The organism is Shewanella colwelliana ATCC 39565 (assembly GCF_000518705.1).
GTDB lineage: Bacteria > Pseudomonadota > Gammaproteobacteria > Enterobacterales > Shewanellaceae > Shewanella > Shewanella colwelliana.
Genome location: NZ_KI912481.1, coordinates 68,320 through 94,183 on the forward strand (window position 1 = coordinate 68,320; position 25,864 = coordinate 94,183).

Genomic DNA, 25,864 nt, shown 5'->3' on the forward strand with positions numbered 1-25,864 from the left:
AATGGATTTCGATATTCTGGATATCATCTGTGATGCCACCACAGAGGCCAATGCCTTCGAGCAGCACCCGGCGGGTGCGCTGAGCATGGAGGAGAAAGTTCTGTACCTCAACGGCCTGGCCCTAGTGATGAACGCCGACGGCGATATTGACAGCCGTGAATCTGAGTATATCCGCATTCTTATCAAGTCTATGGGACTGGATGAGTCGTCGCTCGATGATGTGATCGCTTTTGCCATCGCCCCTGACAAAGATACTGTGCAGGCCTTCTTTCGCGCCTTCAGGCGCAAGCCTATCGCGCAGCTGTTTTTATTCGACGCCCTGATGATGACTCGCAGGGATGAAGAAGTGGCAGACAAAGAGACGGCGGTGGTTAACAAGATTGCCGAGCAACTGGAAATCCTCAACGGGACGCGCCAGGATATCTTCGATCTCTTCTGCCATATCAAGAACCGCAACTGGCAGGAGAGCGCCCTGTATTTCGACTCGCACCTGCTAAACCCTGAGCACTTCAAGCACTTGCTCGATTATCATGAGGTGGATATTGAGCAACTACTCACAGAAACTGCCGAGCTTAGGGCCAAGCGCATCCTGCAGGCGCTGACTGCCAGAATGCCAGAGCCAGTGGAAGGTGAAAACAGTAAGCCGGTGCTGGATCACGAGATCGTGGTGCCCCTGCTGCAGGCCGAGCTGGACCGTGGTAACGCCAGCATAAACAATATGGTGTTTGAGTCTAATCTGACCGAAATCGGCGATATTGCGTTGTCCCCCCTCAAGCTGCACTGGGATCCTGAAGCCTGTGTGATCTCCGGCGAGCCAGAACTGGTGGTCCATAGCCAGGCCCTGGTGAAACTGCTGCTGTTGAAGATCGATGCGCTCACGGCGAGTGAAGCCGCCAGGGTGCTATACAAGGGCAGGCTGCAATTCAGCAAAGGCGTCGAGTTAGAAGCCGGCACGCTGCAGTTATCCTCGCCATTGACAGAGGACTTCCCTTATGTGCAAATCGATGCTTGCTTGTATAAGGCAACACAGGAGAATTATCAAATATGGAATATTGAGTCGCTTTATTGCAATCCCGATGCAGGATTTTCTTCAGTTGAGCAAATTGATCTCTGGTATGAAAAAAATCACAATACCGGTTACATCGCAGGGCATCTTACAAAAATTGAAATGTGCGAATACCTTGAAGACATGTTTAACAATGGTGTTGCGAGTTATTTAATCTAGCCGTTAGGCCGTGGTATGAGCCAAGGCCGGTAGTCAAAATAAGGAGTAACAATGGATATGCTGAACCTGTTTACGGCGGCGACCCAGGAGGCCGAGGCCTTTGCGGGGCACCCGGTTGCCGATGAAAATCTGGAGGCGCAAATCCTCTATCTTCAGGGGCTGGCCATGGTGATGAACGCCGATGGAGAGCGCCATACCGAGGAGCTGGAGTACCTGCGCATCCTGCTGAAATCATTCCAACTGGATGACAGCCTGCTGGACTCGCTGTGCAGCTTTGCGGTCGACCCCGACAAGGATACTATTCAGGCCTTTGTGGGCTGTTATCGTCGCCAGCCTTTGGCGCAACTGTTCTTGTTTGATGCGCTGATGCTGAGTTACAGGGACGGTGAGATGCAAGCGTCTGAGCTAGCTTTGATCCACGCCATGGCGGAAAAGCTGGAAATCCTTCCGGGTACCCAAAACGATATAAAGAGCCTTTTCGGGTATATCAGGCAGCGCAACTGGGATGAGAGCGCGGTGTATTTGGCTTCGCACCTGCTCAATCCGGATCACTTCAGGCACTTGCTGGATTACCATGGGGTGGAGATGGATGAGCTGTTACAGTCGCTGGCAGACACGGGAAAGCCAAAATTACGCGAGCGAGTAGAGGCATTACTGGATGTGAATCTGACGGCTGTACGGTGGACTGCGCTAAAGAAACAGCCAATATATAGCCTGTCGGCAAAACAAGCGTTGGTAGGTCATCAGTTGTCTCGTGTCGGAAGCGGTGAGTTTGATAAAGCGACGTGCGCCCAGTTGATTAAAAAGGGAGAGCCGGTCTTTGAGTATTGGCTTTCTGACTCTAATATCACGTTTGGTGCATTTAGGTTAGCCCAAGCTATGAGTCATAGACACGAGGCCAAGGTATTTTCGGCCCCGATGGCTATGAGCATCCTGGCCTGGGAGCTAAAGGGGGAAGGGGAGCTAGGACATGCTATCGCATCCATCTTGTGTGATTCGCCCGAGACTCTAGCCGAGAATGTGTTGATTGCCATAGAGGAAACTGATCGATACCAGTTGCTGGGGGGGCTCAATGCTAAATCGCCAGTCAGTTACTCGGCTTTACTGCAACAAGGCATCATGCTGCCCTACCTGCAGAGTCTGTTGGCGCGGCGCCAGGTTCGCATCGTGGGTCAAGCACTTAAAAAAACACATCAGGATGCGGTCTATTGCCAGTTATCCCGCTTGGGCATAGGTTACGACCAATTAAGCGACAGCCTCTATTGTCTGCAACAAGTGGATACGCCATACACGCAAGAAGAGTTGCCGGTCGAGCTACTCAACGACTTTTGCAGTCTCATTTTTTAATCCCATACAAGCCAGACCTGGGATGAGTGTTGGCTTTTCCCGCTGGTCTTGTTTGACCAGAGCGCCTGGCCTGTCCGTTGGGCCGGCCTTGAAAGCTGAAATGATAACAGGAAGTGATTTGTGGATATCAATAAACAGGTAAACGACAAGAGCAGCGTATTTAATCGTCTCAGCGAGAAGTACCTGGCTTATGATGATGCGGTCAATGCCACGCAGCTCGATGAGTTGCAGTCTCTGGCCGCAGTATTCAGGCAGGATGCCGCCCATTGTCTGGATGATAACCGGACTCTGAGGATCGGGATTATCGGTCAAATCAAGCGGGGAAAGTCATCATTCTTGAACTCCTTGCTGTTTGATGGCAAGGATGTCTTGCCCAAGGCTGCCACCCCAATGACGGCAGCCCTGACAAGGATTAGCTTTCAAGAACAACCGGCCGCCACTGTTGAGTTTTACAGCCAGGCCGAGTGGGAACAGGTGCAGAGTACCGCCGCAACTGCCAGTGAAAAACAGGCCAACTATGAGCGTGAACTGAATGCATTTAATCAGGCCAGGGCTGGTGGGAGGGGCTTTGCGATGCGCCCACTGGCCGTGGCCCCCAGTGATGAGGAGAGTGCCAGTCAGGAACTGGTGAACATGATCGCCAGCAATGGCGTCGATGTAGATGATTACCTGGGACAGTCACATAGTATTCATGGGGTGAACAGCAACCGTGACTTGGTTGATCAACTGAATCAATTTGTGGGCGCCAATGGCCAGTTTACCCCGATAGTCAAGAGTACTGAGCTGCGACTGAATATTCCGGGCTTACAGGATATCGAGGTGGTGGATACTCCTGGGGTGAACGATCCCATTATTTCCCGCGGCCGCAAGACCCAGGAATTTATCGGCCAGTGCGATGTGATCTTCTTTTTAAGCAATTGCAGCCAGTTTTTGGACGTGCACGATATGGGTCTGCTGGCACAGAATATTCCCAACAAGGGCATAGAAGAAATTGTCCTGGTAGGCTCTGTATTTGACAATGCCCTGGACGATGAGTATCACAGCTATCCGAATATTGGCGCTGCATTGTCCGGGCTGACCAGCAAGCTCAATCGCCATGCTCAGGACAGTGTGGCCAGTGTGTGTGCCCGGGAGTTGAGTCAGCAATCGCAGGCGGACTGCGCCGATGTCAGCAGCCAGAGCCATCTGATGCAGACACTGCAAAATGCCTTGCCGCCGATATTCATCTCTGCCCGCTGTCTGGATCTTGCCCGCAAGTTGGCAAATGACAATCTGGTGTTGTCGGATGAAGAACAGTTGTCATTGGACAAATTAAATGAGATGTACCCGGGTTTTAGTGTGACACCGGAAATTCTAAGGCAATTGGGCAACTTTGGTAAAATTGAGCATAAGCTGGATAGCGTTCGGGACAAGAAAACCCAGATTATGGCGGAGCGCTTCGGTAATCTGCTCAGGGGCTCTTCACGTGAAGTGTTGCAAAAGCTTTCCAGCATGCGCGAGGATGTGAGTCATAAGCAAAAACTCCTGTGTGACGGCGATCTGGAGGCATTGACTCAGAAGCAGAACGCGCTCATTAAGCGCATCGAGGCCGGTGAGTTCAAGGTTAAAACCGTATTTGAAAAATACCGGATCCAGGCAGAGAAAGCACTGCTCAAGGCGAGCAATGAAATCGAACAGGCCTCCCTTGGTGCCAAACAGGTACAGTCTCAAACGGGCTCGCGACAGGAGAGCTATGAGACTTCGCATCAGGTCAGTACCTCTAAATGGTATAACCCATCTTCCTGGGGGAGCAGTCGCACCGAATATACCACGCATTATCGTACCGTGAACTATACCTATGCCGATGTGCAGGAGGCGGTCGCCAGGTTGGAGGACTTTGTGATGGCAACCAGTCGTAAATTGTTTGCGGCTAGTGAGCAGGCCATTAATCTGGGGCTGTTCAGAAACGACATCAAGTCGGCGGTCAAAGACATGTTCGACTTCAGCGACGATGATTTTGACCCTGAGATGGTATTGTTACCTCTGGACAATGCGGTGGCGCGAATAACTATCCCGGCGATTAATCTGGATCTGGCGCGGCATATCGATACCATTCGCCAGCAATTTACCAGCAGCCAGGTGGAAGGAGATCAAATCGCTCAGCTGCGTAATGAGTAGTCGCGAGTCGTTGCGCTGCTGTTGCAGGATATTGCCGCAGAACTGAAGATCTGTATTCGTAACATGCTGGCCAAGCTGTCACAGGAGGAGGCTGAATTTGTCCCTAGCTTGACGCGAGACCTGGCCGACAGTGTCGAGCAGTTATCCCAGGATTTACAGCAAAAAGAGCTAAGACTGGACCGGTATAATGATGTGCTGATGCAAGTTGACGCCGATCTTAAGCAGCTTCAAATACTTTAATATAGGCAAAAGGTTTGTAGCTAATTAGTGGACAAATATTGGCCAGGAAAAATGCGGCTTACTGGGAAGGATAGCATCCAAGAAATGAAGCCGTTGCCGCGCTTAAGAAAGATGAATTGAATCAGTGGAAGAAAGACAATGATTATCACCAACGGTCACTATCAGAAGCAGCCTGGGATAGGCTTGCCCTGTGATTGATCTGATCAACAAGGCCCAAGTTGATACGACTTAGCTGACTCATAGCAATTCAGAAACGCAATTGAGTATCTGCTTTCCGCAATTGCGCTTTCTAACCTCCACCTATCTGTAACCTCTTGGCTATCCAATAAACAGCCAAGAGGTTTTTTTATGTCCAAGAAAGTTCTGCGCCTACCTGCAGTTAAAGGAAAGGTTGGTTTATCGCGTAGCAGTATCTATTTGCGCATCGCTCAGGGGAAATTCCCCGCAAGCATTTCATTAGGTGACCGAGCTGTGGGTTGGCTCGAGTCAGATATCGAGCAATGGCTAGATGAGCGGATCGCTGCAGCTAAGGGGACTAACAATGAGTAGTCGTAATAACCCTAATCGAATCAAAATTCATCGCAGCTATACAGTCATGGATGTTAGTGAAACTTTGGATGTTCATCCGAAAACTGTGCGTAATTGGATTCGTGCTGGCTTGCCAGTTATCGATGAAACCCGCCCTTTGCTAATTCAAGGTGCTGACTTGAAGCTGTATTTAAAACAGAAGCGTAAGACATATCTGCATCGATGTGAGCTTGATGAAATGTACTGTTTCAAATGCAAGCAACCTAAAGTGCCGAGCATCAATTCGGTTGAATTTATAGCAAAGCCTTCGGGCATGGCGCAAATGAAAGGTCGGTGTGGTGAGTGTGGTAAGTGGTCAAATAAATATGTTTCTTGGCGCGATGTAAACCAGATTTGGCTTGAACTCGGGGGGAAATTACCGATAGCTGAAAAGCACTTAATCCTGAGAGATCAAACGCTCTTAAATTATCCTTTAACTAAGGTATTTAATGATGAAAACAAATAGTACAAAAAACGCCCGAATCCTGTACGAATACGCAAAGTATTTGAAGGAAGCAAAACAGCTGGATGACTCAACGATTGATGGCGTAATGAAATCAATTAATCGGTTTGATGAGGCTACAAATTACCTAGACTTTAAGAAGTTTAGGGCTAAGCATGCAATCGCTTTTAAGAAGCACCTTCTTTCTTGTAAATCAGTGGTGACAGGCGATAAACTGAGCAAGGCAACGGTGCTGACTACCATGCGACACTTGAAAGGTTTTTTTCAATTCCTGGTAACGCAAAAAGGCTATCGAGCAAAAATTAACTATAGCGATATTGAGTATTTCAACCTCTCTGAAAAAGATACCCGTATTGCCAATGCCAAGCGTACAAGAAATGTGGCAACGGTAGAGCAAATTATGCAGACCTTGCAAGCGATGCCTTGTGAAACAGTATTAGAAATGCGTGATAGAGCGTTACTCGCATTTGTTCTCATAACTGGCGCAAGAGACGGGGCGGTTGCTTCGGTTAAGATCAAGCATGTTGATCTTGTTGAGCAAAGCTTCTATCAAGATGCTAGGGAGGTTAAGACCAAGTTCAGTAAAACCTTTATCACTTACTTTTTTCCCGTGGGAGAGCTGCCATCAAAAATTTTGGCAGAGTGGATTGAGCGTTTGACTGGAGAGCTCGGGTATAAACCAAATGATCCCTTGTTTCCCAAGACTAAGCTGGCGCACAACTACAATCAACAATTCACAGCTGTTGGCTTGCTTAAGGAGAGTTGGAGTAATGCAACCCCGATTCGTAAGATCTTTAGAACAGCCTTTGAATCAGTGGGGCTGCCTTACTATAACCCACACAGTTTTCGAAACACGCTGGTCAGGCTTGGTGAGAACCTGTGTCGTACGCCAGAAGAGTTTAAAGCATGGAGCCAAAACTTAGGGCACGAAAGTGTGTTGACCAGCTTTTATAGCTACGGTGATGTGCCTGACTACAAACAAGCCGAGTTGTTGCGTAAGTTATCAAAGCCTGCAGAAAAGACCTCGCCAGATATGGAAGACCAATTTAAGCAGTTCATGGAGTTTCAGAAGATGATGGCGAACTAATTCATTAAACCTACCGGAAAGGCTGGTATCAAAAAACATTGGTTTAAGTTATCCGAATGGCAACACCTTTGATTAGGTGACCAAATTAACCGTACCACTACAATGAGCTTGAAAGTAGGTAACATCTGGTCGAAAGTTGGCAGGCTAGCTAGTAATCAAATCCACCATCATAGCGTCGAAGTTCTTCGGTAGCTTCGACTTGTGGAACTGATAAACGAGCCGCTTTTTCTTGGCACCAAGTGTTTCGAAGTGTTTATCAAGCCAGAAGTACACTTCTTTGCTTCTGTTCTCGGCATAACGATAATCACAGCCAAAGGCATCATTCATGAACATATCATAGCCAATCATGTCGCACTCCAGCTCCTTTCCCTGTCGAACGAAAACAAGTAGTACAATTGCTCGCCATACAGCTCTTGGACAATTCCAGTTGGTCATGATTTTTTCACTACTCATGAATGGCAGATCTGATAATTCCAAGCCAGTTTGCTCAGCAAGAGCTCTATAAAAATCAGTCAATGAAGATGACTGCTTATACATCTTGCAGATGTGCTCTATCTTGAGTTCGTTATCTTTAGCAGTAAGACGTTTAAGCCGCCTTTGTTCTTTTTTCTCCGCTTCTAAGTCCGCTTGATACTGGAGTTTCTTTTTCCACTTCTCAATACCGTGCCAATTAGCACGATGATGACTCCCCCAGATATCGAGATCCACCACGAGAGTGGGGGACGTAAGGCTCTGTGGTTCGTAATCACCAAGCGGAAACATGATGGCTACTGATACGCTTCTATTCACAAAGCCACGAGCTAACACATAGTGCTCATTTAACTCTATTACACCTTCTACAGATTGAACATTTATCCTCTCTCTGCGCCTAAAACTAGACTGTCCACATGTGCCAATAGCTCCAACGAAGTCGTACAGCCTGTCATTTTCGTGGAGTTCTTTTAGTGCGCATACGGTATCATCAGCTGTTATCCAGTCCAATCCGTCAGCGGTGCTATACTCTATTTCTTGTTCTAGCAGAGTCTTTCTGAGCCACTTTCTTGGCGCATCATCTAGTACAAATCGTTTGAGTTCGTCACGGTTAAGTTGCAGTCCCATCTCTGAAACATCTATTTCCAGAGCAGAAATCCCAAGATCATGGTATCGCTCTATATGAGCAGAGCTTTTCTTGTTCGTGTAAAAAATCTCAATAGCAAATGACTCGTGCTCTCGGTTAACAAAGCAATCTGCTATCAGTTCACCGTCAGCTAGTGCTTTTTCAAGATCGACAGTTTTAAGCACTACGCTGTGATTCAGATTCGTATTAATAGGATTGTTTGATGAAGTGGTAATTGATTCAGAAATGCAGGTGGCAATAATTGCTTTTGCAAGCTGGTGCTGGATGCTCTCAAGAGAACAGTTGTAGTCTGAGCCGTGTGCAAAGTGATAAGCCTTATGATCACCCATTCGAGCTACGAGTTGTGAATTGCATGAAATACATAAACAGCCACACTTTGAGCCACGCTCTGTATCTCTATCGAGCTGATTAATGTTAATCAACTTGTTGTCTTTAAGTGCCCATGCTGTCTTTATTGCCATTCATTAACCTACCGGCTAGATGCGTGATTATTCACCAGGCAATGCTACAACAGTCTAGGAAATAAAAATAGATAAATCAGTTAGATGAATGATGTGAATAAGCAGGTGAAAGGGTCGCAGCGAATTAAGGATTTCGAAAAACTTTTGTTACTAATTAATGTTAGGTTGCCTAGACCTAATGCTCTAAAGCGCTTCTGTCCAGAAATGAGCTAAGGAAGGGCTTTAAATGTGCAGCCCATTATTCTTGGTCACTCTAGCCTTTTCCTGGCTGGTAGATATGCCCACTCCACCAACACATAAGCTCTCTACGCCGCTCAATGTAGTCGGCGCGGTTGTAAGCCGCTCGAACTGTGTTCTTATCTACGTGAGCCAGGGACACCTCGATGAGCTCTGCATCAAAGCCTTGTTCGTTTAGCGTGGTGCTGGCTAATGCTCGCAGGCCATGAGCCACTAAGCGGCCCTGGTAACCCATACGCCCGATAGCCATATTGGCCGTTTCAGTATTGGTGTGGTTGTTTGGGTTCCTATCGGCAGGGAATATGTACTTCAGGTGGGCGCTGATCGGCTGCATACGCTGTAGTAGCGCTATGACTTGTGGTGTTAGCGGGATGATATGTTCGCGCTTCATCTTCATCCGCTCAGCAGGTATCACCCATATCTGCTGTTCGAAATCTATCTCAGTCCACTTAGCCATAGCGGCTTCCGCTGGCCGAGTCATGGTGTGCAGTTGCAGTTCAATCAAACAACGAGTAGTCAGCTTGATGCTGGCGTAAGACAACGCTTCCATAAACTCAGGAAGTTCGGCAGGTTTCAGTGTCGGCATTTGACGCTTCTCTGGGACACCAAATGCAGCTGCTATGCCTATCAGTGGATTTGAATGTATTAACCCAGTATTGACTGCAAAGGTCATCACTTCGTTTAGCCAGCTGATGACACGCTTGCAGGTTTCTACATTGCCCTTAGCTTCGGCAGGCTTGAGCACCTGGATGACCTGTGGGGCAGTTAAGGTACTGATTGGCGTGTCAGCCAGGGCTGGGAAGAGGTAAAGCTCGAGGCGGCGATACAGCTTTTGACCATGATTTTTAGAGACCTTTTGCTTCTTAATTTCAAACCAGGTGTCGGTTACCGATCTTAGGGTGTTTTCAGCATCGTTTTTTACCGCTTCTTTCAGTTGCTGCTGGTGGTGCTGTGGATCGATACCTTGGGCAAGCAGCTCTCGGGCGGCTTCTCTGCGCTTTCTGGCTTCTGCTAACGGCACATCAGGGTAAGTGCCTAAACCTAGGTTTGCGCGCTTCTTGGTGATTGGGCGTGTGTAGTTGAATAGCCAGAACTTGGAACCACTGGTTTTGACTCTGAGTGATAACCCTCTGCCATCAGCGAGGTTGTACTCTTTGTCTTTAGGCTTTGCGTTAGCAACTTGCGTTGCGGTGAGCTGCTTAGTGGTATTGGCCATGACTGTAACACCCAAATTGAGATTTGGCTCCGATGTTACAGTAGGTGTTACATAGATCTCAAGCTGCTATGGGATGTTAAAAAACGCTAAATGGTGCTAAGTCATTGATTTTAGTGTTCTGCAGGCAGAAAAAAAGACGTCCTGAGACGTCTTTAATCCTATATTTGGTGGAGGCGGCGGGGCTCGAACCCGCGTCCAAAAAGCCTACATCCTCGGCGCTACATGCTTAGTCTCTCTTTTGGTTAACCAAGTACACTCCGAAAGACAGGATTGCAATTGGCGAGTTCAGTACTGTTTCGCGGTTCACCCCTGAACGTGGTTCCCTCGCTATCAAATGTAAAGGTGACCATCTTATTACTCTGCCCATTTGAGAAACGTGAGCAAGATGGCTAGCTAGCCTAAGCTGCTAGAGCGTAGTTATCGTCGTTTGCAACTATAACTGTGCGGCTTTTTACGAGGCCAACCGCCCCTCGGCATGCTCCTAGGGTTTCGTGAATCTTGTCGAATCCAGAATCGCCCCCAAGTACAATGTGATTGTAACCTGCTAAATCCTCTAACACCAAGGATAAATCATGTTGTTACAATTGATTGTTCGTTATCCGACCATTTTACCTGTTTAAACAGCAAGCTTACGCTAATTACTGTTGAACGGCTTTCTTCATGGTACGAGATTTTTCAATCTTCCACTCGCGCTCTTTGGTATCGTCGCGCTTATCGTGTTCTTTCTTGCCTTTACCCAAACCAATCTCAATTTTTACCCAAGCGCCTTTGCGCCAGTACATTGAGATCGGCACAATAGAGTAACCTTGGCGGTCGACCAAGCCTTGCAGCTTGTCCAGCTCTTTGCGGTTAAGCAAAAGCTTTCTGTCGCGCATAGGGTCACACACTACATGGGTCGATGCGGTGTTGAGTGGTGTGATAGTACAACCAAATAGATAAGCTTCACCGTTTCGTAAGAACACGTAGCTCTCAGACAGGTTAACCTTACCGACTCGGATCGATTTCACTTCCCATCCCATGAGGGATAAGCCAGCTTCAAATTTCTCTTCAAATTTATAATCGAAGGTCGCACGTTTATTACGCGCTATCGTTGCTGGTGGGTTCTTTGATTTTTTTGCATTTTTCTTAGCCATAGGCGGGCTATTATACGCGCGGTTAGCTAATTTGGAATTGGCTGACGACATTATTTCGCGATTTTGTGGCGTTTAGTTGTCGATTTGATGTTTTTTCATCCAGCTTATCCAGCCTTGAGCCACAGGTGACCCGTGGCTGGGAGCGTGGTAAAATCGCTCAATCAGATTTTAAGTAATCTTTAACGCTATTTAGGTTAAACAAACAGATGCCACAGATATCCCGCAGTGTGTTAGTCCGTTTTAGTGCGATGCAGATGTATGAACTGGTTAACGATGTTGAGTCATATAAAGAATTCTTGCCTGGATGTGTTGGGGGCAAGGTACTTGAGTTTGATGGTAAAACCATGTTGGCTTCTGTCGATGTGTCTAAAGCGGGGATCAGCAAAACCTTTACCACACGTAATCAAGTTGAGCCTGGCAAGTCTATTGAGCTGGCACTAGAAAATGGTCCGTTTAAACATTTGCATGGCACATGGTTTTTTACCGAGTTAACTGAAGATGCCTGTAAGGTGGATTTTCAACTTAATTTTGAATTTTCTAGCCCGGTTGCCGATATGGCATTTGGTCGCGTATTTAAAGAGTTAATGTCCTCTATGGTATCGGCGTTTACTAGCCGTGCTAAAGTTGTTTACAAGTCCTAGGCAAGAGTAAGGAAGTCAAGTATTCATGATTGAACAAGAAAACTTTGCCGTTGAAGTGATCTATGCGTTACCTAACCAACAGAAACGCATTTCGGTAATGGTGCCCCCTGGAACTCGTTGTATCGATGCCGTTAAACAAAGCGATATGTGCCGATTTTTTCCAGAAATTGACCTTGAAAAGGTTAAGTTAGGTATATTTAGCCGCGCGGTAAAACATGATGAGGTGTTGTTACCCGGTCAACGGGTTGAAATCTATCGTCCACTGATTGCCGATCCTAAGGATGTTCGTCGTAAACGAGCGGAAAAGGCTAAAGAAGAGGGCAGAGCCAATAAAGTTACCGGTGGCCGCAGTTAATATTGATCGTTAATGCTGGCTGTGGTTAATAAAAACTTTCAGTGTATGGGTCATTAGATCTCGATAATAAAAAGGTTCTTGAGCATAAGCTGAAGAACCTTTTTTGTATCAACTAAATCGCTATGATGCTATTCAGAAGATTTAATTTCGTTGAGCGACTGCGGCTTCTTCTCTTCAATCAGCGGCTTCGCATCGGGCCGAGATTCAGGGTTTAATGGCACTAAGTCGCCTTTATCTGAAATTTCACCACTGAGTTGAGGTAAACGGCTCTGATCCAGTGGGGTGTTAAACTCGGCTGATAATTCATAATCACCGTCGATACGCCTTAACTTATCTTCATCGAAATGCAGGATAAGCTCTTTATGGATGATGCTCGCATCACGGCCACTTTTATAGTGGTAAACATAGTACCAAGTGTTGTCGGAAAAACTGTCGCGCAGTACCGGACGACCTAGGATGTACTCTACTTGCTCTTTGGTCATCTCGACACGAAGCTTCTCAACTTGCTGAGTTTCCATGTAGTTGCCCTGCGGAATGTCTGGCTTATAAATGAGCCAATCGAAAACGCTACAGGCACTAAGTGATAGAGAAAGCGCAGCTGCGCCTAAAAGGGTAATACTATGTTTTTTTATAGTCATTGAATGCGCTACGTCCTAAAAATCTGTCGGCCATAATACCCAAGCATTCCCCTCGCTGACAAGCGCTATTGTTGTTTTCTCTGGCTTGTTTCAAGTTGCCTGCTAGCTCTAAGGGGAAAACGTTTTTTGGGTATCAGCTTAATTAACCTGAACCCGGGGCGAGCCATAAGGCTTAATCCCATGGTTTGTTGTCATTGTCATCTTGCCTAATCACTGCCCGGTTGTGCTGTATTTGGGTGCAACCGACGCATCGCTGCGCTCCATTATTCTAACCATCAATCACAAGGTGACAGTCCAGCTTAAGTGTTGAGTATCACAATAGGCTTAGGGGATTGAGCTGATGTAATTTGTTCATATTGGTCAAGATTAAATGCCCCAAATTTAGATTGATAATTGTAAGGTCAGACCAAAAGCAAGGAGGGAAGTTTCATTTTGGTGAAATAAGTTTGCATTTCTCACTGTAACGGTTTGGTTTAGCATGGATCAAAAAGTTGTTAGGAAATTGCTTTGATCTGTTTGCATTCATGGTAAATGTGCTAAGTTAATGCTCTAATATCATCAACATTGCTCTAGGTTTACGCTTGCTTGAAAGCATCGTTTACTTGCTATTTTGAGCATGACAGTTTCGATGAATAATAAAAACGATAATGGAAAGTGTTTAGGCGTGACGGAAACGGATAATTCGGGCAGTTTAGTGTGCGTAGGCACCGGGCTTAACCTTGCTGGGCAGATTAGCGTGATCAGCAAAAGCCACATTGAGCATGCCGATGTGGTGTTTTCACTGGTTCCCGATGGTTTTGCACTCAGTTGGCTTGAAAAACTTAATGGTGATGTGCGCTCTTTGCAGTGCTATTACGCTCAACCTGGGGAAATTAAAAACCGCCGCGATACCTATGAGCAGATGGTCGAAGCAATTTTGACCGAGGTGCGCGCGAACAAAAAGGTGGTCTGCGCCCTTTATGGTCATCCCGGCGTATTTGCTTGTGTTTCTCATTTTGCTATTAGGCGTGCCCGTAAAGAGGGTTATAGCGCCAAGATGGAACCGGGTATCTCTGCCGAAGCATGTCTTTGGGCTGACGTGGGAATTGATCCTGGCAATTCGGGCCATCAGAGCTTTGAAGCAAGTCAGTTTATGTTCTATTGCCATACTCCTGACCCCACCACCCATTTACTCTTGTGGCAGATAGGGATTGCAGGCGAGCACACCTTAACCGAGTTTCATACCAATTCAGATCGACTACAGGTGTTAGTCGAACAGCTTAATCAGTGGTATCCCCTTGATCATGAAATAATCCTTTATGAAGCCCCCAATCTGCCGATACAGTCACCGCGGATAGATAAACTGCCATTGAGGGAGCTGCCTTTTGCGTCACTGTCAGCCATTACGACTTTACTTATTCCCCCTTCACAACCCTTGACGGTGAATCACGCCATTTTGGCGAAACTGGGGATCAGTGAAGCGGATTTAGGGTAGTTAGGATTTAATTGGTGGTTGGGCTTAGCACTGAATCACCGCCTTGCAATGTAGATAATGTAAAAACATAACAATGGAGAATGATATGTCTAAGTTAAGTGATTTTTTTGAGAAGCTAGGATCCGATGCAGCGCTAATGGAAGCTTATCAAAAAGACCCTGAAGGTGTGATGAAAGCTAATGGACTTAGTGATGAAGAGATACAAGCGGTATTAACTGGGGATAAGACTAAGTTAAAACAGCTATCTGGTGATTCAGTTGATGCTAAATCTTATATGATCATTACAAATCCCAATGACAGCAAATAACGACTTTTAAAAGATATGTATTATCTCAGAGCGATAATCCTGGCTTTAATTGTTTGCTTGGCCCATAGCCAAGCCTTTGCTGCTGCAATTGATTATGATTCAATTTTGGATGAGCTAAAAGCCTCTTTGATTGCCGAGCCAGCTAAGTCATCTGATTTAATCCATTTATTAAAAGAAAATGTTAATGTTCTGACAAGAGAGCAACACGCGAGGTTGCTCTCTTTAGAAAGCAATAAAGAACTGTTTAAAGGCGAATATGCTAAAGCCTATAGTTTGCTTGTGGAAGCTGAACAGCTTACTCATTCTGCAAGTTTGCTTAACTCTATATATCTCTATCAAGCAACGGCGTTGATGGCGCTGAGAAACTATCAGGGCGCTCTCGAAGCGATGGCTATGAATTTAAGCCGAATCGAGGAGATTGATGATATCACGATTAAGATGACCTCTTATTTGAGGCTTGCTAATCTGTATCTTGATCTGCAAGTGTTTGATGAGGTAAAGCGTTATGCGACGTTAGCGTTTGAGTTAAGTCGAGGCATATCGGCGAAAGAGCAATGTTATGCGCAGTTGTATATTGGCGTGTCAGAGCTAAAACAGTCGAATTATCAAGAAGCAAAATCCGCTTTAACTGCTGCTCGCTCCTATTGTGCTGAGCACAATATTCCACTCATTGTCGCCATGGCAAATAAAGGCATTGGAAGTGCCTGTTTTGAACTTGGTGAATATAGTGATGCGCTAAAACAGTTTCAATTGGCGCTGAACCAATATCGGCAATTTCAGTATCAACTTGAAATTAATGACGTTAACTCTTTACTGGCGGAAACATATTTATCTCTTTCTGAGTACGATAACGCGGTGACTTATGCACAACGGGTGATCTCTTTACCCGACGATCCTAGTCATGTCGAAGTAAAAAAACGTGCAACGAAAGCCATGGTAGGAGTGCTTGAAAAACGCGGTGACTATTCACAGGCATACAAATATTTAGCTGAGTATCAGACACTGAGTGAAAACCTCATCAATGAAACTAAAGCGAAAGCTTACGCTTATCAAATGGCTAAATTTGAGAACGCTGAAAAGACTCGTGAAATTAAGATGCTTAATCAAGATAGAGCACTATACACCGCGCAGCAAAAGCTAGTCGATTTAGCGCGTTCGCAAGAGAGGTTAGTGTCAACCATCATTATCGGTCTTTCGGTGTTGTTGGTGATTTTTTCCGTGAATATGTTTTTTCAACGTCGCAAATATAAGCGCCTATCTCAGCTGGATCAGTTAACCAAAATATTGAACCGTGGCACAGGTCAAGAAGCGGCTGAAATTTCATTTGTAGACGTTTTAGCCCATGGTGGTGCGTTTAGTGTGATCATGTTTGATTTAGATCTATTTAAGTCAATTAATGATAATTATGGTCATAGTGCGGGTGACTGGGCACTTAAAGAAGTGGTCACGGCCATCAAGCCCTTAACCGGTAAGCAAGACCTATTTGTACGAATGGGGGAGAGGAGTTTGCGCTGTTTTTGCCCTATTGCACCGCAACTGATGCATTGGCGCTAGCCGAGCGGTGTCGTAAAACCGTTGCAAAAATTGATAATTACTCGTCACAAAAAACGTTTGCGCTTACAGCCAGTTTTGGTGTGTGCACCAGCGTTGAAGCGGATCTCAGCTTAGATCCGTTAATGACTCGAGTCGATATCGCTATGTATCAATCTAAAGCTAACGGCCGTGACCGCGTTACCTGCTACGAGCCTGGCATGACAATGATCCCTCAAGGCAACCTTGCTTTAGAAGCTGGCGACGATTGAACTGCCAGGGTGAGTTGTTATCAAAAAGAGAGGCGTAGCGTTAATACAAATAGAGCAGGCTAATTGCTTGCTCGTTATGTATTAACGCTGTCAGTGTCATTGTGCGCTTTGGGCTGTTACTTGTTCAATTAACTGCTGCCATTGTGGATACTGTGGCAAGCTACTGTCTAAATCTCCCCATGGGCTCATCACCTGTTGCATTGACACTGGCTCACCATCGCCTTCTCTGGTGCTGCGATAGAGGTAGTAGAATGCCGATGCACGATAATTAGCCACACAATGGATTAAGATATCTTGGCCCTTATGGGCATCCATTATTTCAAAAAAACGGGTAACATCTTCTAAGCGTGGCTGCTCCCAGTCCACTTCAATTCCTTCGTAGCGCATACCAGCTTCGGTGACCAGTGCTTGCTCGTTGTCATGGCCGTTGGGGTTTCCCTGTGGAATAAGATTGATCACAAGATCGACGCCCGCTTCTTTAAGTTGCACAAACTGTGCGGGGGTGGGTAAGCCGGCGGTGGCAATATTGGGCTCACTAAATTGAATGGCTTTTATCTCGGTTAATGTTTGCGGCGCGATAGTGGCATGACTGATACCAGAATAGAGCAGCAGTGCTAGCGGAAATAGTTGGCGCATGTTGAATGATCTCCTTATTTTTTGCCATGAATGAATCGACAGATGTTAACAAACTGCTGAGCGGCTTAAACTGCTAGGCTTGCGTATTTTTACTGATGTATGCCGCTAAACTTAGTTATCATACCGCTTTATTTTGTTGAAGAAGGTATTAAATGAATATTTGACGCATTAACCCAAGTCCGCGCTGGTCTGATGCGACCATTTTTAATGGCATCGCGCATTTTGTCGAGATTGCGACAGACACCAGTGCAGACATGCACGGCCAAGTTAAGCAGATTTTGGCGCAAGCGGAAGCGACTTTAGCGAAGGTCGGCAGTGATAGATCATCGGTATTGTCGACCACTATTTATGTGACAGATTTTGCGCACTTGGCGATTTTAAATGAGCAATGGGACGCTTGGTTCCCTCAAGGTTGTGCACCAAGTCGCGCCTGTGTTAAAGCGGAACTTGCTGACCCTAGTTATTTAGTTGAAATGACCTTTGTGGCGGCATGTCAGCCTGAATAAGTTGCTGCATAAAAGCACTTGTTAATATGCAAGTGCTTAAGCTTTGTATTTTGGTATTTGGCGAGTGTAGATGGCTGGCCTTATCTCCCTTGTTGTTTACTGATGCTTCTCTCCTGCGAGGCTCGCTAACCATTTTGTCGTCACAAGGTTGTGGTGCTCTTGGCGCAGTAACCCGTTTTTCTTTTGTGATCACGATCGTGTCCAACACAATTTATAATAATATTTATTGATCTAAATCAAATGCATCTTTATTATCGCAGAAAATAAACAAACATAATATTTGCATGTTAGGAGCCGTTCACTATGTTGGATCAACACACAATCCATGTTGTTAAGAGTACAATCCCATTGCTCGAGTCTGCCGGCCCGGCGCTAACCACTCACTTTTATCAGCGGATGTTTGAACATAACCCTGAGCTGAAAGATACCTTCAATTTAGCCCACCAACACACAGGTGGCCAGCCTGTTGCCTTGTTTAACGCGGTTGCCGCTTATGCTAAAAATATAGAAAACCTGAGTGCCCTAACTGACGCCGTTGAGCGTATAGCCCACAAACATACTGGCTTTTTGATCACACCAGAGCAGTATCAAATTGTCGGCGGACATTTGCTGGCAACGCTTAAGGAGCTTGGTGGAGAGGCTGTTACCGACGAGGTGCTTGAAGCATGGGGCAAAGCTTACGGTTTTCTTGCCGATATTTTTATTGGCCGTGAAGCCCAGCTCTATCAGAATAGTGCCGAGCAAACAGGCGGTTGGCAGGGAACCCGTCAGTTTACCATCAGTGCCAAAGTGATTGAGTCTGCCGTGATCACCTCTTTTGAGTTGACACCTGTAGACGGTGAACCAGTGCTAGGCTTTTTGCCAGGGCAATACCTAAGTGTTCATCTAAACCACCCGAGACTAGAGAACCAAGAGATACGTCAATACTCACTTTCAGATTCGCCTAATGGTCGCAATTATCGCATTAGTGTGAAGCGCGAAGTCGGTGGCCAGGTTTCTTCGTTATTACATGACAGTTATGAGGTGGGTGATGAGCTTGCCGTGATCCCGCCAGCGGGCGATTTTTTCTTGGATACACAGGAGGTAAATCCGGTCGTGTTGATCTCTGCAGGGGTTGGCTTAACACCTATGATGAGCATGCTTAATTATCGATTGGCTGACGACAGTCACGCCAACATCACTTGGCTCCATGCTTGTGAAAACGGCGAGTTACACGGGTTTAAGTCCTATATCAATAGCCAAATTCATCACCATGATAAGTTAACGCGTTTTGTCTGGTATCGCCAGCCAAACAGCCAAGACTTACCTGCAGAAGATTATCAATTTGAAGGAACTATGGAACTGTCGAAAGTTGCCGATAAGATCCAACCCAACGCGCGCTATTATTTCTGTGGGCCGGTAGCATTTATGGCATCTATTAAGCAGCAATTATTGGACTTAGGTATCGACAGTAGCCGCATGCACTACGAGGTTTTTGGTCCCCATGAAAGCTTGTAAAAAATAAGTTTATTTCTAAAGCCAACAAAGCGTGATGCTGACCCATCGCGCTTTTTTAGTGTTATGTTGCCAAGACGTATAGTGTTAACACGAGATATGGAGCGGTGAGCAATGTTGACGGTATTAGCTTTGTGTTTGGCAGCGTTAGTCATCAGAACCAGTGTTATTGAGCTGCGCTATTATCAAGCGATAAAACATCATGAGCCGAGGATCTGGTTTGCGTTGGGCGCACCAGCTTGGTTTAAAGCGCCTTTTATTTTGTTTAATGTTGAAAACCATCCGCTATTTAGTCAAATTACCCATCCTCAAGTGCTTGCGTATTCCAAACAACATCGCCGAGCGGGCCTACAATTTATAGTGGCCTTGGCTAGCACATTAGTCGTATTAATTTTTTATTTTAAGCTTGCTTAGATAAAGCCTGTTTTCTGCGGTCTGTGCCCTTTATTGTGTGCCAAATTGGTGTGATGACTACTGGTTAGTCGAGTGAGGGAATGGTGCTATTTCTATGTTTTATCCCCTGAGCTTATTTTCTGACCATTCCCTGTTTCGTTGTTGTTCAATCAGTTATAGTTACAGTAGATGCAAAATTTCTCTGTGCAATAGGGATAATAGGAGGGGTGATGAATAAGATTTCAGGGAAGATGGTTCATTTTTTTACATGTGTGCTCTTATTGACCTTAGCACAGCTGGTTATTGCAGATGAGCGTGTGTTAGAGGCGCAAGATATTGTGCGTCAGTCAGATAAACAGATGCGAGGAGAGTCCAGCTACAGCGTGGCAACCATGAACATTATCCGTCCCGATTGGACCCGTTCAATGACCATGAAAAGTTGGACTAAGGGACAAGACCTGTCACTGGTACTGGTGACCGCGCCAGCTAAAGATAAAGGGAGCGCATCACTTAAGCGCTTTAAGGAAATGTGGAACTGGATCCCCTCCATTGAGCGTGTCATTAAAATCGCTCCCTCTATGCTAAGTCAATCTTGGATGGGCTCGGATTTCACCAATGATGATTTAATTAATCAATCTTCTATTGTCGTCGACTATGACCATCAGATTGTCGGGCAAGAAACAGTTGATGGAGATAATAGCTATATTATCGATGCGTTGGCAAAACCCGATGCGCCAGTGGTGTGGAATAAGGTTCGTTTGTGGATCTCTACGACCAGTTTTCTACAGCGCCGCGTTGAGTTTTATGATGAGTTTGACGAGCTGGTTAATACCTTAGAAACCTCGGAGATTAAGTCATTGGGTGGCCGAATGTTGGCCACCAAGATGGCGATGATTCCTGCGGATAAACCGGGGCAAAGAACCGAGTTTATTACCCATGAGGCGCAGTTTAATTTCGCTATTGATGACAGTTTTTTCTCACAGCAGCAGATGAAAGCACTACGGGATTAATTATCGCTTAAGGGATTAATTATGTTGGTGAAACTCGCGTGGCGTAATCTATGGCGGCAAAAGCGGCGCACTCTATTAACCTCGCTGTCGCTGGCGTTAGCGCTGTTTTTGTCACTTTTTATGCGTAGCATGCAGGAGGGGAGTTACCAATACAATATCGACAATAGCGCGCGTTTTTCGACTGGGTTAATACAGCTACAACATCCTGAATTTGCTCAAAGTCAAAGCATCGAAGACCTCCTGCCTCAAACCGAACACTTTATTTCGCTGGCATCGGCGCTGCCCCATGTAAGTTATCGACTGCCGCGTATCGAATCCTTTGCGCTGGCTTCGGCGGGTGAACGCTCAAAAGGGGTGATGGTGATTGGTGTGTTACCTGAGCGAGAAGAGCAATATTCAGGGATAGCGAGTAAGTTGGTTGCAGGTGAGTTTATAGCAACTAACGATAAGTCGGTACTGGTTGGTGAGGGGCTTGCTCAAGCATTATCTCTGGGGGTTGGCGATGAAATTGTGCTGTATGGCCAGGGTTATCGCGGGCAAACGGCGGCAGGCCTCTATCGGATAAAAGGCATATTGCACTTTCCCTTAGCAGGGCTAGATAAACAGCTGGTTTATATGCCGTTGTCACTGGCTCAGACGCTTTATTCTACTGGTGAGCAGGTTACTACTTGGGTACTGCACAGCGACGAATTGTCACTGATCCCGGCCATAAAGGCTGAATTACAAACCTTGTATGGCGCCGAGGTAAATGTTAGAGACTGGCAACAGTTAGCCCCTGAGATGGCGCAACAGATCACCATGGATAAGGCTGGTGGCGTGTTTATGATGTATCTGCTTTATGGCATTGTTGGCTTTGCACTGTTTGCCACCATTTTAATGATGACCTTAGAGAGACAGCGTGAATTTGGTGTCATGTTAGCGACGGGATTATTACGGCGTAAGCTACTGCTGCTTATCGCTATCGAGTCGAGTTTTATCTCTGTGCTTGGTGTCATTATTGGGTTAGCGGTGAGTCTACCTGTTATCGGGTACTTTTATTATCACCCCATCCAATTGACGGGAGATACAGCAAGGATGATGTTGGAGATGGGCTGGGAGCCAATTATGCCAATGTTGATCTCGGTCAGGCTTGTTGCAGAACAGGTGTTCATTGTATTAACGCTGATGAGTGTTTGTCTGCTTTATCCTTTGTGGCGTGCTTATCATTTAACGTTGGTTGCGGCGCTGAAGGGGGATAATAATGGTCATTAAATTGGCTTGGCGAAACCTATGGCGTAACAAAATTCGTACCTCAACCATGGTGTGTGCCATGGTATTTGGCTTGATGGGCGTGGTGGCGATGATGGGGTTTATGTCGGGCATGTATGGCAACATGATTGATAATGCCATTGCATGGCAAACTAGTCATATTCAGATCCAAAGCCAGCGCTATCTCGATGACCCCGATATCAACGAGACTTTAATCAACCCGCAGCCATTAATTGAGGCGTTACAGAGGATGCCACAGGTAAAGGCTTTTTCTACGCGCTTCCTTGTTGATGGCATGATTGCTTCGGCCCGTGCTAATCGCGGTATACGCATTAACGGCATAGATAGTTTGCACGAAGCTGAAGTGACCCCAATTGTTGGCAGTATTACCCAGGGAAGTTGGCTGCCGCAAACGGGACGACATCCGATTGTCGTATCACAAAAGACCGCAGAGCGCCTGCGACTGAAACTGGGGTCTAAAGTCGTTCTGACGTTTAGTAATGCCGACAAAGACGTCACGGGGCTGCCTTTCGTGTCGCTGGCATCTTTAACTCGCCTTCGAGCAGCTTTGATGAAGCAAACAGTTACGTGCGGCGCAGCGATTTGAGCAAACTGGCAGGGGTTAAGGGCATTCATGAAATAGCTATTGTGCTCAATGAATCAAATAATATGGATAATCACGTGGCAAAACAACTTGCGGGACAATTGAGCCTGTTGAGCGATAGTGGCAACAGGGTGCGAGATTGGCAGCAAGTGCAGCCGATGCTGGCGACCATCATTTCGCAGATGGGCGCGTCCAATGCAGTGATATTGATCATTTTTGTGTCTGCAATGGGCTTCGGTATTGTTAATGTGATGCTGATGTCGGTGTTTGAACGTACCAGAGAGCTAGGAATGTTGATGGCTATTGGCATGGTAAAAGGCAAGGTGTTCAGTCTTATTATAATGGAGTCGACGCTTTTAGGGGTAACGGGCGCAACGATTGGATTACTGGCCAGTTTAATGTTGGTCACGCTGCTGGGACACACTGGCATTCCGCTAGGCAGTATGGCTCAAGGGTTAGGGGCGTTTGGTGTCGACACCACGCTTTACCCAACAGTAAGCGCCAATGAATATGTCGCGGTGTTTGTCACTGTGGTGTTGGTCAGCATCTTGGCGTCACTCTATCCTGCACGGCAAATTTTAAAACAGCGGCCTGTTGATGCCATGTCACATAAGCATTAAGGAGTTGATGCGATGAGTATCGAAATTCGTCAGCTAAGTAAAGTTTACAACCCGGAAAGTGACTTTCCAGTGCATGCGGTTAAAGCGTTAGATTTGAGTATAAAGCAGGGGGAGTTTGTCGCAGTAATGGGGCCATCGGGTTCAGGCAAGACCACGTTACTCAATATGATCGGTGGCATCGACTCCCCTACCTCTGGGGCTGTATGCATCGATGATAACGATATTTGTCTGTTAGATGACAAGGCATTAATTGCTTTTCGCCGCGATCATGTTGGCTTTATTTTTCAAGATTACAGCCTACTCCCTGTGCTGACTGCGTTAGAGAATGTGGAGTTTGTGATGCAACTTCAGGGGCACAGCGAGCAAGTGTGTCGGCAACGGGCCACAGAATTGCTAAATCAGGTTGGGCTGACAGACCAGTTACATAAGGTGCCTGCCAAGCTATCAGGAGGCCAGCAACAACGAGTAGCTGTTGCCAGAGCATTAGCGCCGCGGCCACGCTTTGTGATGGCAGATGAGCCTACCGCAAATTTGGATGCTAAAAGTACCAGTGAACTGCTTGATATTATGCAACAACTCAATGAAAAAGAGGGCACCACTTTTATTTTCTCCACCCATGATCAACGGGTGATAAAACGCGCCAAGCGAGTGATTGTTTTTGACGATGGTCAGCTTGTTGAGGACAAACAGCAGTGAAAACGAACCACTATCGGTTTGCTAGCCTGCTGACTCTTTGCATGGTTTACCCATTGAGTGCATCGCCCATCCCCGGGCTTGCCCCTCAAAAAGCATGGGATCTAACCGGTTATGTTAAATATATGGCCACAGCCACTCATCCTGATGGCAGTGATAGTTTGCTTGATCATCTGCTTCATCAGCGTTTCAACTTTGAATATCGTTTTGACAGTAAACTGCGCGTTAATTTGGGGATGCGTAATCGACTCTTTTATGGCGATTCCAGTCAGTTTCCAGCCTACGGTAAGCTGGTGGGCGTTGATAGTGGATATTTCGACCTGTCGACCAACTGGCTCGATAGTGATGGCTGGGTCGGCAACAGCCAACTTGATAGGGCATATTTAACCTTTAATGCCGATGCAGATTGGCAGCTTAAATTGGGGCGGTTTCGAATTAATTGGGCGATGAGCACATTGTGGAATCCCAATGATATTTTTAATGCTTACTCTATTTACGATTTTGATTATGAGGAACGAGCAGGTGCTGATGCGGTGATGGTTAGCCGTAAACTGGGGTTTGCCAGTAGTGTAGAGTTAGTTTATAACGCTAACCAAGATAAGGATCTCAATCGCTACGCGACGCGCATGTTATTTAACCATGGCGGGTGGGACATACAGTTCCTAGCAGGGAAAGCGGGGATTGATAGGGTGTTCGGCGGCGGCTTTGCCGCAGATATTCAAGGGGCGGGAGTGCGAGGAGAGTGGAGCTATTTTGACCCAATTTATGATAGCTGGCCACGGCTCAACCAGGCGTTAAACTCGTCATTGTCGATGCAGTTAATCTCGCCTACACAGCAATTATCAGCAACCCATGTGGCCACGCTTGAGAGCGACTACAGTTTTGCTAGCGAGCGTAACTGGATGATACGAGGCTCTGTGCTTTATATCTCAGCACCGACTCAGGCTGATAATGCATTGCTCTACTTCAACTTACCTGTGAATGCCCGGACACTGAGTTATACCCAATGGACCTATTATGGCGAAGTGAGCTTTGATGTATCATCATTAAGCCGCCTTAGTGCCTCTGGGAGTTATTATCAGGATGGGTCCTATTTCTTGGGGGCTAGCGTCAGTTATTCGCTCGCTAATGACTGGCAATTGCAACTTATCGCCCAGCGTTTCGATGGTAAGGCAGAGAGTTTATTTGGCCAATCTGCGTCGACAGTTGTCTTTGGCCAGATGAGGTGGAGTTTTTAATTGCGATTGCCGCAGTGATCAATTTTGGAGATATTTGCTTAGACGCTTCATGCTGTTAAAATCGCGCTTTACCCTCCTTAAAGAGCAATCAATTTGACACCGCCAGTTGATAAGGTCACCAACGACATTGCCGTATATTGTTGCCCATTAGTTGATGATGGCTTGTCTGCAACTGACCGTGCTAAGTTGTCGCTTTGGTTACCAGAAGATGAGCTTGCTAAAGTAAGGCGCTATGCACGCCAAGAGGCGCAAGAAAAAGGGTTACTGGTTAGAGGTTACTTACGTGCCTTGTTAACCCGTTATGCTATGACATTAGGAGTTGAGATAACACCAAGTCAATGGCGGTTTGACTATGGTGACAAAGGCAAACCTAGGCTACAAGCCGATCTGTTTCAGCGCACTCAAATCGCATTTAACATCAGTCATAGTGGCGATTACCTTCTACTTGCCATTACTCATGGCGACGCCGATATCGAGCTGGGCGCAGATATTGAGAGGCGGCGTTCAACGACCAATATTTACTCCATTTTAAATCACTATTTCACTGAGCAGGAGCGTGATGGGTTGCTGGCGTTGCCAACGGCTGAGCAGCGCGAACGTTTTTTCAATCTGTGGGCGTTAAAAGAGTCGTATATCAAAGCGAAAGGGTTAGGCCTAGCACTATCCTTAAAGTCATTTGGCTTCAGCTTTGATGACGTTAGCTGTCAGTGTTTGTTGATTGACGGTTTAGGCAAGATTGAAGCGAGCCGAGGGATTAGTCTGATGCAGTATCGAGACAGCGCAGAGCGCAGCGATGATTGGAGTGTGACATTGGCGCATCTGGATGAATATTATCGCTTTGCGGTGTGTATTAATCGGCCTACACAATGTCTGCGTGGCACAATGATCAGCCTAAGTGAGTTATTTAAAAGTGTGTAATGGACAGAAAAAAGCAGGCATAAATAACCTTGCCTGC

26 protein-coding genes, 1 other RNA gene and 2 pseudogenes are annotated in these 25,864 nt (G+C 46.3%); 23 read left to right on the top strand and 6 right to left on the bottom strand.

The features are described 5' to 3' along the window. The first annotated feature begins 1 nt into the window (after position 1). The 8 genes and pseudogenes from L876_RS0119495 to L876_RS0119530 all read left to right on the top strand — a co-directional run bounded on the left by L876_RS0119495 (position 2) and on the right by L876_RS0119530 (position 7,086). Positions 2–1,225: a TerB family tellurite resistance protein gene (locus L876_RS0119495; protein ID WP_028765329.1), complete on the top strand. Its 1,224-nt coding sequence runs from the start codon at positions 2–4 to the stop codon at positions 1,223–1,225. 51 nt (positions 1,226–1,276) lie between these two features. Next, entirely contained in the window at positions 1,277–2,572 is a 1,296-nt protein-coding gene (locus L876_RS0119500) for a tellurite resistance TerB family protein (protein ID WP_028765330.1), read from the top strand. Positions 2,573–2,692: 120 nt separating this feature from the next. Then, positions 2,693–4,729 carry a dynamin family protein gene (locus L876_RS0119510; protein WP_081730751.1) on the top strand — a complete coding sequence of 679 codons (2,037 nt, stop codon included), beginning with the start codon at positions 2,693–2,695 and terminating at the stop codon, positions 4,727–4,729. Between the two features lie 21 nt (positions 4,730–4,750). Continuing rightward, positions 4,751–4,969: a hypothetical protein gene (locus tag L876_RS0119515; RefSeq protein ID WP_028765333.1), complete on the top strand. Its 219-nt coding sequence runs from the start codon at positions 4,751–4,753 to the stop codon at positions 4,967–4,969. A gap of 44 nt (positions 4,970–5,013) precedes the next feature. Then, positions 5,014–5,151 (top strand): annotated as a pseudogene (locus tag L876_RS22820) (IS5/IS1182 family transposase); the annotation flags it as partial. A gap of 166 nt (positions 5,152–5,317) precedes the next feature. After that, positions 5,318–5,518 (top strand): helix-turn-helix transcriptional regulator, encoded by a 201-nt coding sequence (locus tag L876_RS0119520; protein WP_028765334.1) that lies wholly within the window; start codon positions 5,318–5,320, stop codon positions 5,516–5,518. Continuing rightward, positions 5,511–6,002 carry a helix-turn-helix domain-containing protein gene (locus L876_RS0119525; protein WP_028765335.1) on the top strand — a complete coding sequence of 164 codons (492 nt, stop codon included), beginning with the start codon at positions 5,511–5,513 and terminating at the stop codon, positions 6,000–6,002. The genes L876_RS0119520 and L876_RS0119525 overlap by 8 nt, the downstream gene beginning before the upstream one ends. Then, positions 5,989–7,086, top strand: coding sequence for a tyrosine-type recombinase/integrase (locus L876_RS0119530; protein ID WP_028765336.1), 1,098 nt, complete (start codon positions 5,989–5,991; stop codon positions 7,084–7,086). Before L876_RS0119525 ends, L876_RS0119530 begins: the two co-directional genes overlap by 14 nt. 144 nt (positions 7,087–7,230) lie before the next feature. Here L876_RS0119530 and L876_RS0119535 read toward each other — a convergent pair whose 3' ends face one another. The 4 genes from L876_RS0119535 to smpB form a co-directional block, all read right to left on the bottom strand. Continuing rightward, positions 7,231–8,664, bottom strand: a complete 1,434-nt coding sequence (locus tag L876_RS0119535) for a competence protein CoiA family protein (protein ID WP_028765337.1) — start codon at positions 8,662–8,664, stop codon at positions 7,231–7,233. Between the two features lie 253 nt (positions 8,665–8,917). After that, the gene (locus tag L876_RS0119540; RefSeq protein ID WP_028765338.1) at positions 8,918–10,117 is read right to left on the bottom strand and encodes an integrase domain-containing protein; all 1,200 of its coding nucleotides are present in this window, start codon (positions 10,115–10,117) and stop codon (positions 8,918–8,920) included. Between the two features lie 165 nt (positions 10,118–10,282). Further along, positions 10,283–10,638, bottom strand: a transfer-messenger RNA (tmRNA) gene (ssrA, locus tag L876_RS22615). A gap of 117 nt (positions 10,639–10,755) precedes the next feature. Continuing rightward, a complete protein-coding gene (smpB, locus tag L876_RS0119545) occupies positions 10,756–11,250 on the bottom strand; it encodes an SsrA-binding protein SmpB (protein WP_028765339.1) in 495 nt (164 codons plus the stop codon). Positions 11,251–11,456: 206 nt separating this feature from the next. Here smpB and L876_RS0119550 point away from each other — a divergent pair, with 206 nt between their 5' ends. Further along, on the top strand, positions 11,457–11,891 hold the full coding sequence (locus L876_RS0119550; RefSeq protein WP_028765340.1) for an SRPBCC family protein: 435 nt from the start codon (positions 11,457–11,459) through the stop codon (positions 11,889–11,891). A gap of 25 nt (positions 11,892–11,916) precedes the next feature. Beyond that, positions 11,917–12,246 (top strand): RnfH family protein, encoded by a 330-nt coding sequence (locus L876_RS0119555; protein WP_028765341.1) that lies wholly within the window; start codon positions 11,917–11,919, stop codon positions 12,244–12,246. Between the two features lie 128 nt (positions 12,247–12,374). On the opposite strand, the gene L876_RS0119560 is transcribed toward L876_RS0119555, so the two are convergent. Then, positions 12,375–12,884, bottom strand: coding sequence for an outer membrane protein assembly factor BamE (locus L876_RS0119560; protein ID WP_028765342.1), 510 nt, complete (start codon positions 12,882–12,884; stop codon positions 12,375–12,377). A 628-nt stretch (positions 12,885–13,512) separates the two neighbouring features. On the opposite strand from L876_RS0119560, the gene L876_RS0119565 reads away from it, so the two are divergent. From L876_RS0119565 to L876_RS23260, 3 genes and pseudogenes are all read left to right on the top strand, one after another. Then, on the top strand, positions 13,513–14,358 hold the full coding sequence (locus L876_RS0119565) for an SAM-dependent methyltransferase (protein WP_051413204.1): 846 nt from the start codon (positions 13,513–13,515) through the stop codon (positions 14,356–14,358). 85 nt (positions 14,359–14,443) lie between these two features. Next, positions 14,444–14,665 carry a hypothetical protein gene (locus L876_RS0119570; RefSeq protein WP_028765344.1) on the top strand — a complete coding sequence of 74 codons (222 nt, stop codon included), beginning with the start codon at positions 14,444–14,446 and terminating at the stop codon, positions 14,663–14,665. Between the two features lie 1,224 nt (positions 14,666–15,889). Further along, positions 15,890–16,467, top strand: a pseudogene (locus L876_RS23260) (GGDEF domain-containing protein). Positions 16,468–16,563: 96 nt separating this feature from the next. On the opposite strand, the gene L876_RS0119580 reads toward L876_RS23260, so the two are convergent. Then, the gene (locus L876_RS0119580; RefSeq protein ID WP_028765345.1) at positions 16,564–17,103 is read right to left on the bottom strand and encodes a protein tyrosine phosphatase family protein; all 540 of its coding nucleotides are present in this window, start codon (positions 17,101–17,103) and stop codon (positions 16,564–16,566) included. Between the two features lie 167 nt (positions 17,104–17,270). Here L876_RS0119580 and L876_RS0119585 point away from each other — a divergent pair, with 167 nt between their 5' ends. The 10 genes from L876_RS0119585 to L876_RS23220 all read left to right on the top strand — a co-directional run bounded on the left by L876_RS0119585 (position 17,271) and on the right by L876_RS23220 (position 25,827). Next, positions 17,271–17,609 (top strand): RidA family protein, encoded by a 339-nt coding sequence (locus tag L876_RS0119585; RefSeq protein ID WP_345939983.1) that lies wholly within the window; start codon positions 17,271–17,273, stop codon positions 17,607–17,609. A 303-nt stretch (positions 17,610–17,912) separates the two neighbouring features. Beyond that, a complete protein-coding gene (hmpA, locus tag L876_RS0119595) occupies positions 17,913–19,106 on the top strand; it encodes an NO-inducible flavohemoprotein (RefSeq protein ID WP_028765348.1) in 1,194 nt (397 codons plus the stop codon). Between the two features lie 111 nt (positions 19,107–19,217). Further along, positions 19,218–19,517 carry a hypothetical protein gene (locus tag L876_RS0119600; protein ID WP_028765349.1) on the top strand — a complete coding sequence of 100 codons (300 nt, stop codon included), beginning with the start codon at positions 19,218–19,220 and terminating at the stop codon, positions 19,515–19,517. A gap of 209 nt (positions 19,518–19,726) precedes the next feature. Further along, positions 19,727–20,506, top strand: a complete 780-nt coding sequence (locus tag L876_RS0119605) for an outer membrane lipoprotein-sorting protein (RefSeq protein WP_248674675.1) — start codon at positions 19,727–19,729, stop codon at positions 20,504–20,506. 21 nt (positions 20,507–20,527) lie between these two features. After that, positions 20,528–21,757, top strand: coding sequence for an ABC transporter permease (locus tag L876_RS0119610; protein WP_028765351.1), 1,230 nt, complete (start codon positions 20,528–20,530; stop codon positions 21,755–21,757). Beyond that, entirely contained in the window at positions 21,747–22,361 is a 615-nt protein-coding gene (locus L876_RS23100) for an ABC transporter permease (RefSeq protein ID WP_248674677.1), read from the top strand. Before L876_RS0119610 ends, L876_RS23100 begins: the two co-directional genes overlap by 11 nt. Next, on the top strand, positions 22,358–22,978 hold the full coding sequence (locus L876_RS23105; RefSeq protein ID WP_248674678.1) for an ABC transporter permease: 621 nt from the start codon (positions 22,358–22,360) through the stop codon (positions 22,976–22,978). Before L876_RS23100 ends, L876_RS23105 begins: the two co-directional genes overlap by 4 nt. Before the next feature lie 12 nt (positions 22,979–22,990). Beyond that, complete coding sequence (locus L876_RS0119620) at positions 22,991–23,674, top strand: ABC transporter ATP-binding protein (RefSeq protein WP_028765352.1); 684 nt, start codon at positions 22,991–22,993, stop codon at positions 23,672–23,674. Next, a complete protein-coding gene (locus L876_RS0119625) occupies positions 23,671–24,909 on the top strand; it encodes a hypothetical protein (protein ID WP_248674680.1) in 1,239 nt (412 codons plus the stop codon). The genes L876_RS0119620 and L876_RS0119625 overlap by 4 nt, the downstream gene beginning before the upstream one ends. A gap of 93 nt (positions 24,910–25,002) precedes the next feature. Further along, complete coding sequence (locus L876_RS23220; protein WP_028765354.1) at positions 25,003–25,827, top strand: 4'-phosphopantetheinyl transferase family protein; 825 nt, start codon at positions 25,003–25,005, stop codon at positions 25,825–25,827. Positions 25,828–25,864: the final 37 nt, after the last annotated feature.

Excerpts from the sequence above, each read along its gene's own strand:
- L876_RS0119495 (WP_028765329.1), top strand. The coding sequence starts at position 2 with ATGGATTTCGATATTCTGGATATCATCTGTGATGCCACCACAGAGGCC.
- L876_RS0119500 (WP_028765330.1), top strand. The coding sequence starts at position 1,277 with ATGGATATGCTGAACCTGTTTACGGCGGCGACCCAGGAGGCCGAGGCC.
- L876_RS0119520 (WP_028765334.1), top strand. The coding sequence starts at position 5,318 with ATGTCCAAGAAAGTTCTGCGCCTACCTGCAGTTAAAGGAAAGGTTGGT.
- L876_RS0119525 (WP_028765335.1), top strand. The coding sequence starts at position 5,511 with ATGAGTAGTCGTAATAACCCTAATCGAATCAAAATTCATCGCAGCTAT.
- L876_RS0119530 (WP_028765336.1), top strand. The coding sequence starts at position 5,989 with ATGAAAACAAATAGTACAAAAAACGCCCGAATCCTGTACGAATACGCA.
- L876_RS0119535 (WP_028765337.1), bottom strand. The coding sequence starts at position 8,664 with ATGGCAATAAAGACAGCATGGGCACTTAAAGACAACAAGTTGATTAAC.
- L876_RS0119540 (WP_028765338.1), bottom strand. The coding sequence starts at position 10,117 with ATGGCCAATACCACTAAGCAGCTCACCGCAACGCAAGTTGCTAACGCA.
- smpB (WP_028765339.1), bottom strand. The coding sequence starts at position 11,250 with ATGGCTAAGAAAAATGCAAAAAAATCAAAGAACCCACCAGCAACGATA.
- L876_RS0119550 (WP_028765340.1), top strand. The coding sequence starts at position 11,457 with ATGCCACAGATATCCCGCAGTGTGTTAGTCCGTTTTAGTGCGATGCAG.
- L876_RS0119555 (WP_028765341.1), top strand. The coding sequence starts at position 11,917 with ATGATTGAACAAGAAAACTTTGCCGTTGAAGTGATCTATGCGTTACCT.
- L876_RS0119560 (WP_028765342.1), bottom strand. The coding sequence starts at position 12,884 with ATGACTATAAAAAAACATAGTATTACCCTTTTAGGCGCAGCTGCGCTT.
- L876_RS0119565 (WP_051413204.1), top strand. The coding sequence starts at position 13,513 with ATGAATAATAAAAACGATAATGGAAAGTGTTTAGGCGTGACGGAAACG.
- L876_RS0119570 (WP_028765344.1), top strand. The coding sequence starts at position 14,444 with ATGTCTAAGTTAAGTGATTTTTTTGAGAAGCTAGGATCCGATGCAGCG.
- L876_RS0119580 (WP_028765345.1), bottom strand. The coding sequence starts at position 17,103 with ATGCGCCAACTATTTCCGCTAGCACTGCTGCTCTATTCTGGTATCAGT.
- hmpA (WP_028765348.1), top strand. The coding sequence starts at position 17,913 with ATGTTGGATCAACACACAATCCATGTTGTTAAGAGTACAATCCCATTG.
- L876_RS0119600 (WP_028765349.1), top strand. The coding sequence starts at position 19,218 with ATGTTGACGGTATTAGCTTTGTGTTTGGCAGCGTTAGTCATCAGAACC.
- L876_RS0119605 (WP_248674675.1), top strand. The coding sequence starts at position 19,727 with ATGAATAAGATTTCAGGGAAGATGGTTCATTTTTTTACATGTGTGCTC.
- L876_RS0119610 (WP_028765351.1), top strand. The coding sequence starts at position 20,528 with ATGTTGGTGAAACTCGCGTGGCGTAATCTATGGCGGCAAAAGCGGCGC.
- L876_RS23100 (WP_248674677.1), top strand. The coding sequence starts at position 21,747 with ATGGTCATTAAATTGGCTTGGCGAAACCTATGGCGTAACAAAATTCGT.
- L876_RS0119620 (WP_028765352.1), top strand. The coding sequence starts at position 22,991 with ATGAGTATCGAAATTCGTCAGCTAAGTAAAGTTTACAACCCGGAAAGT.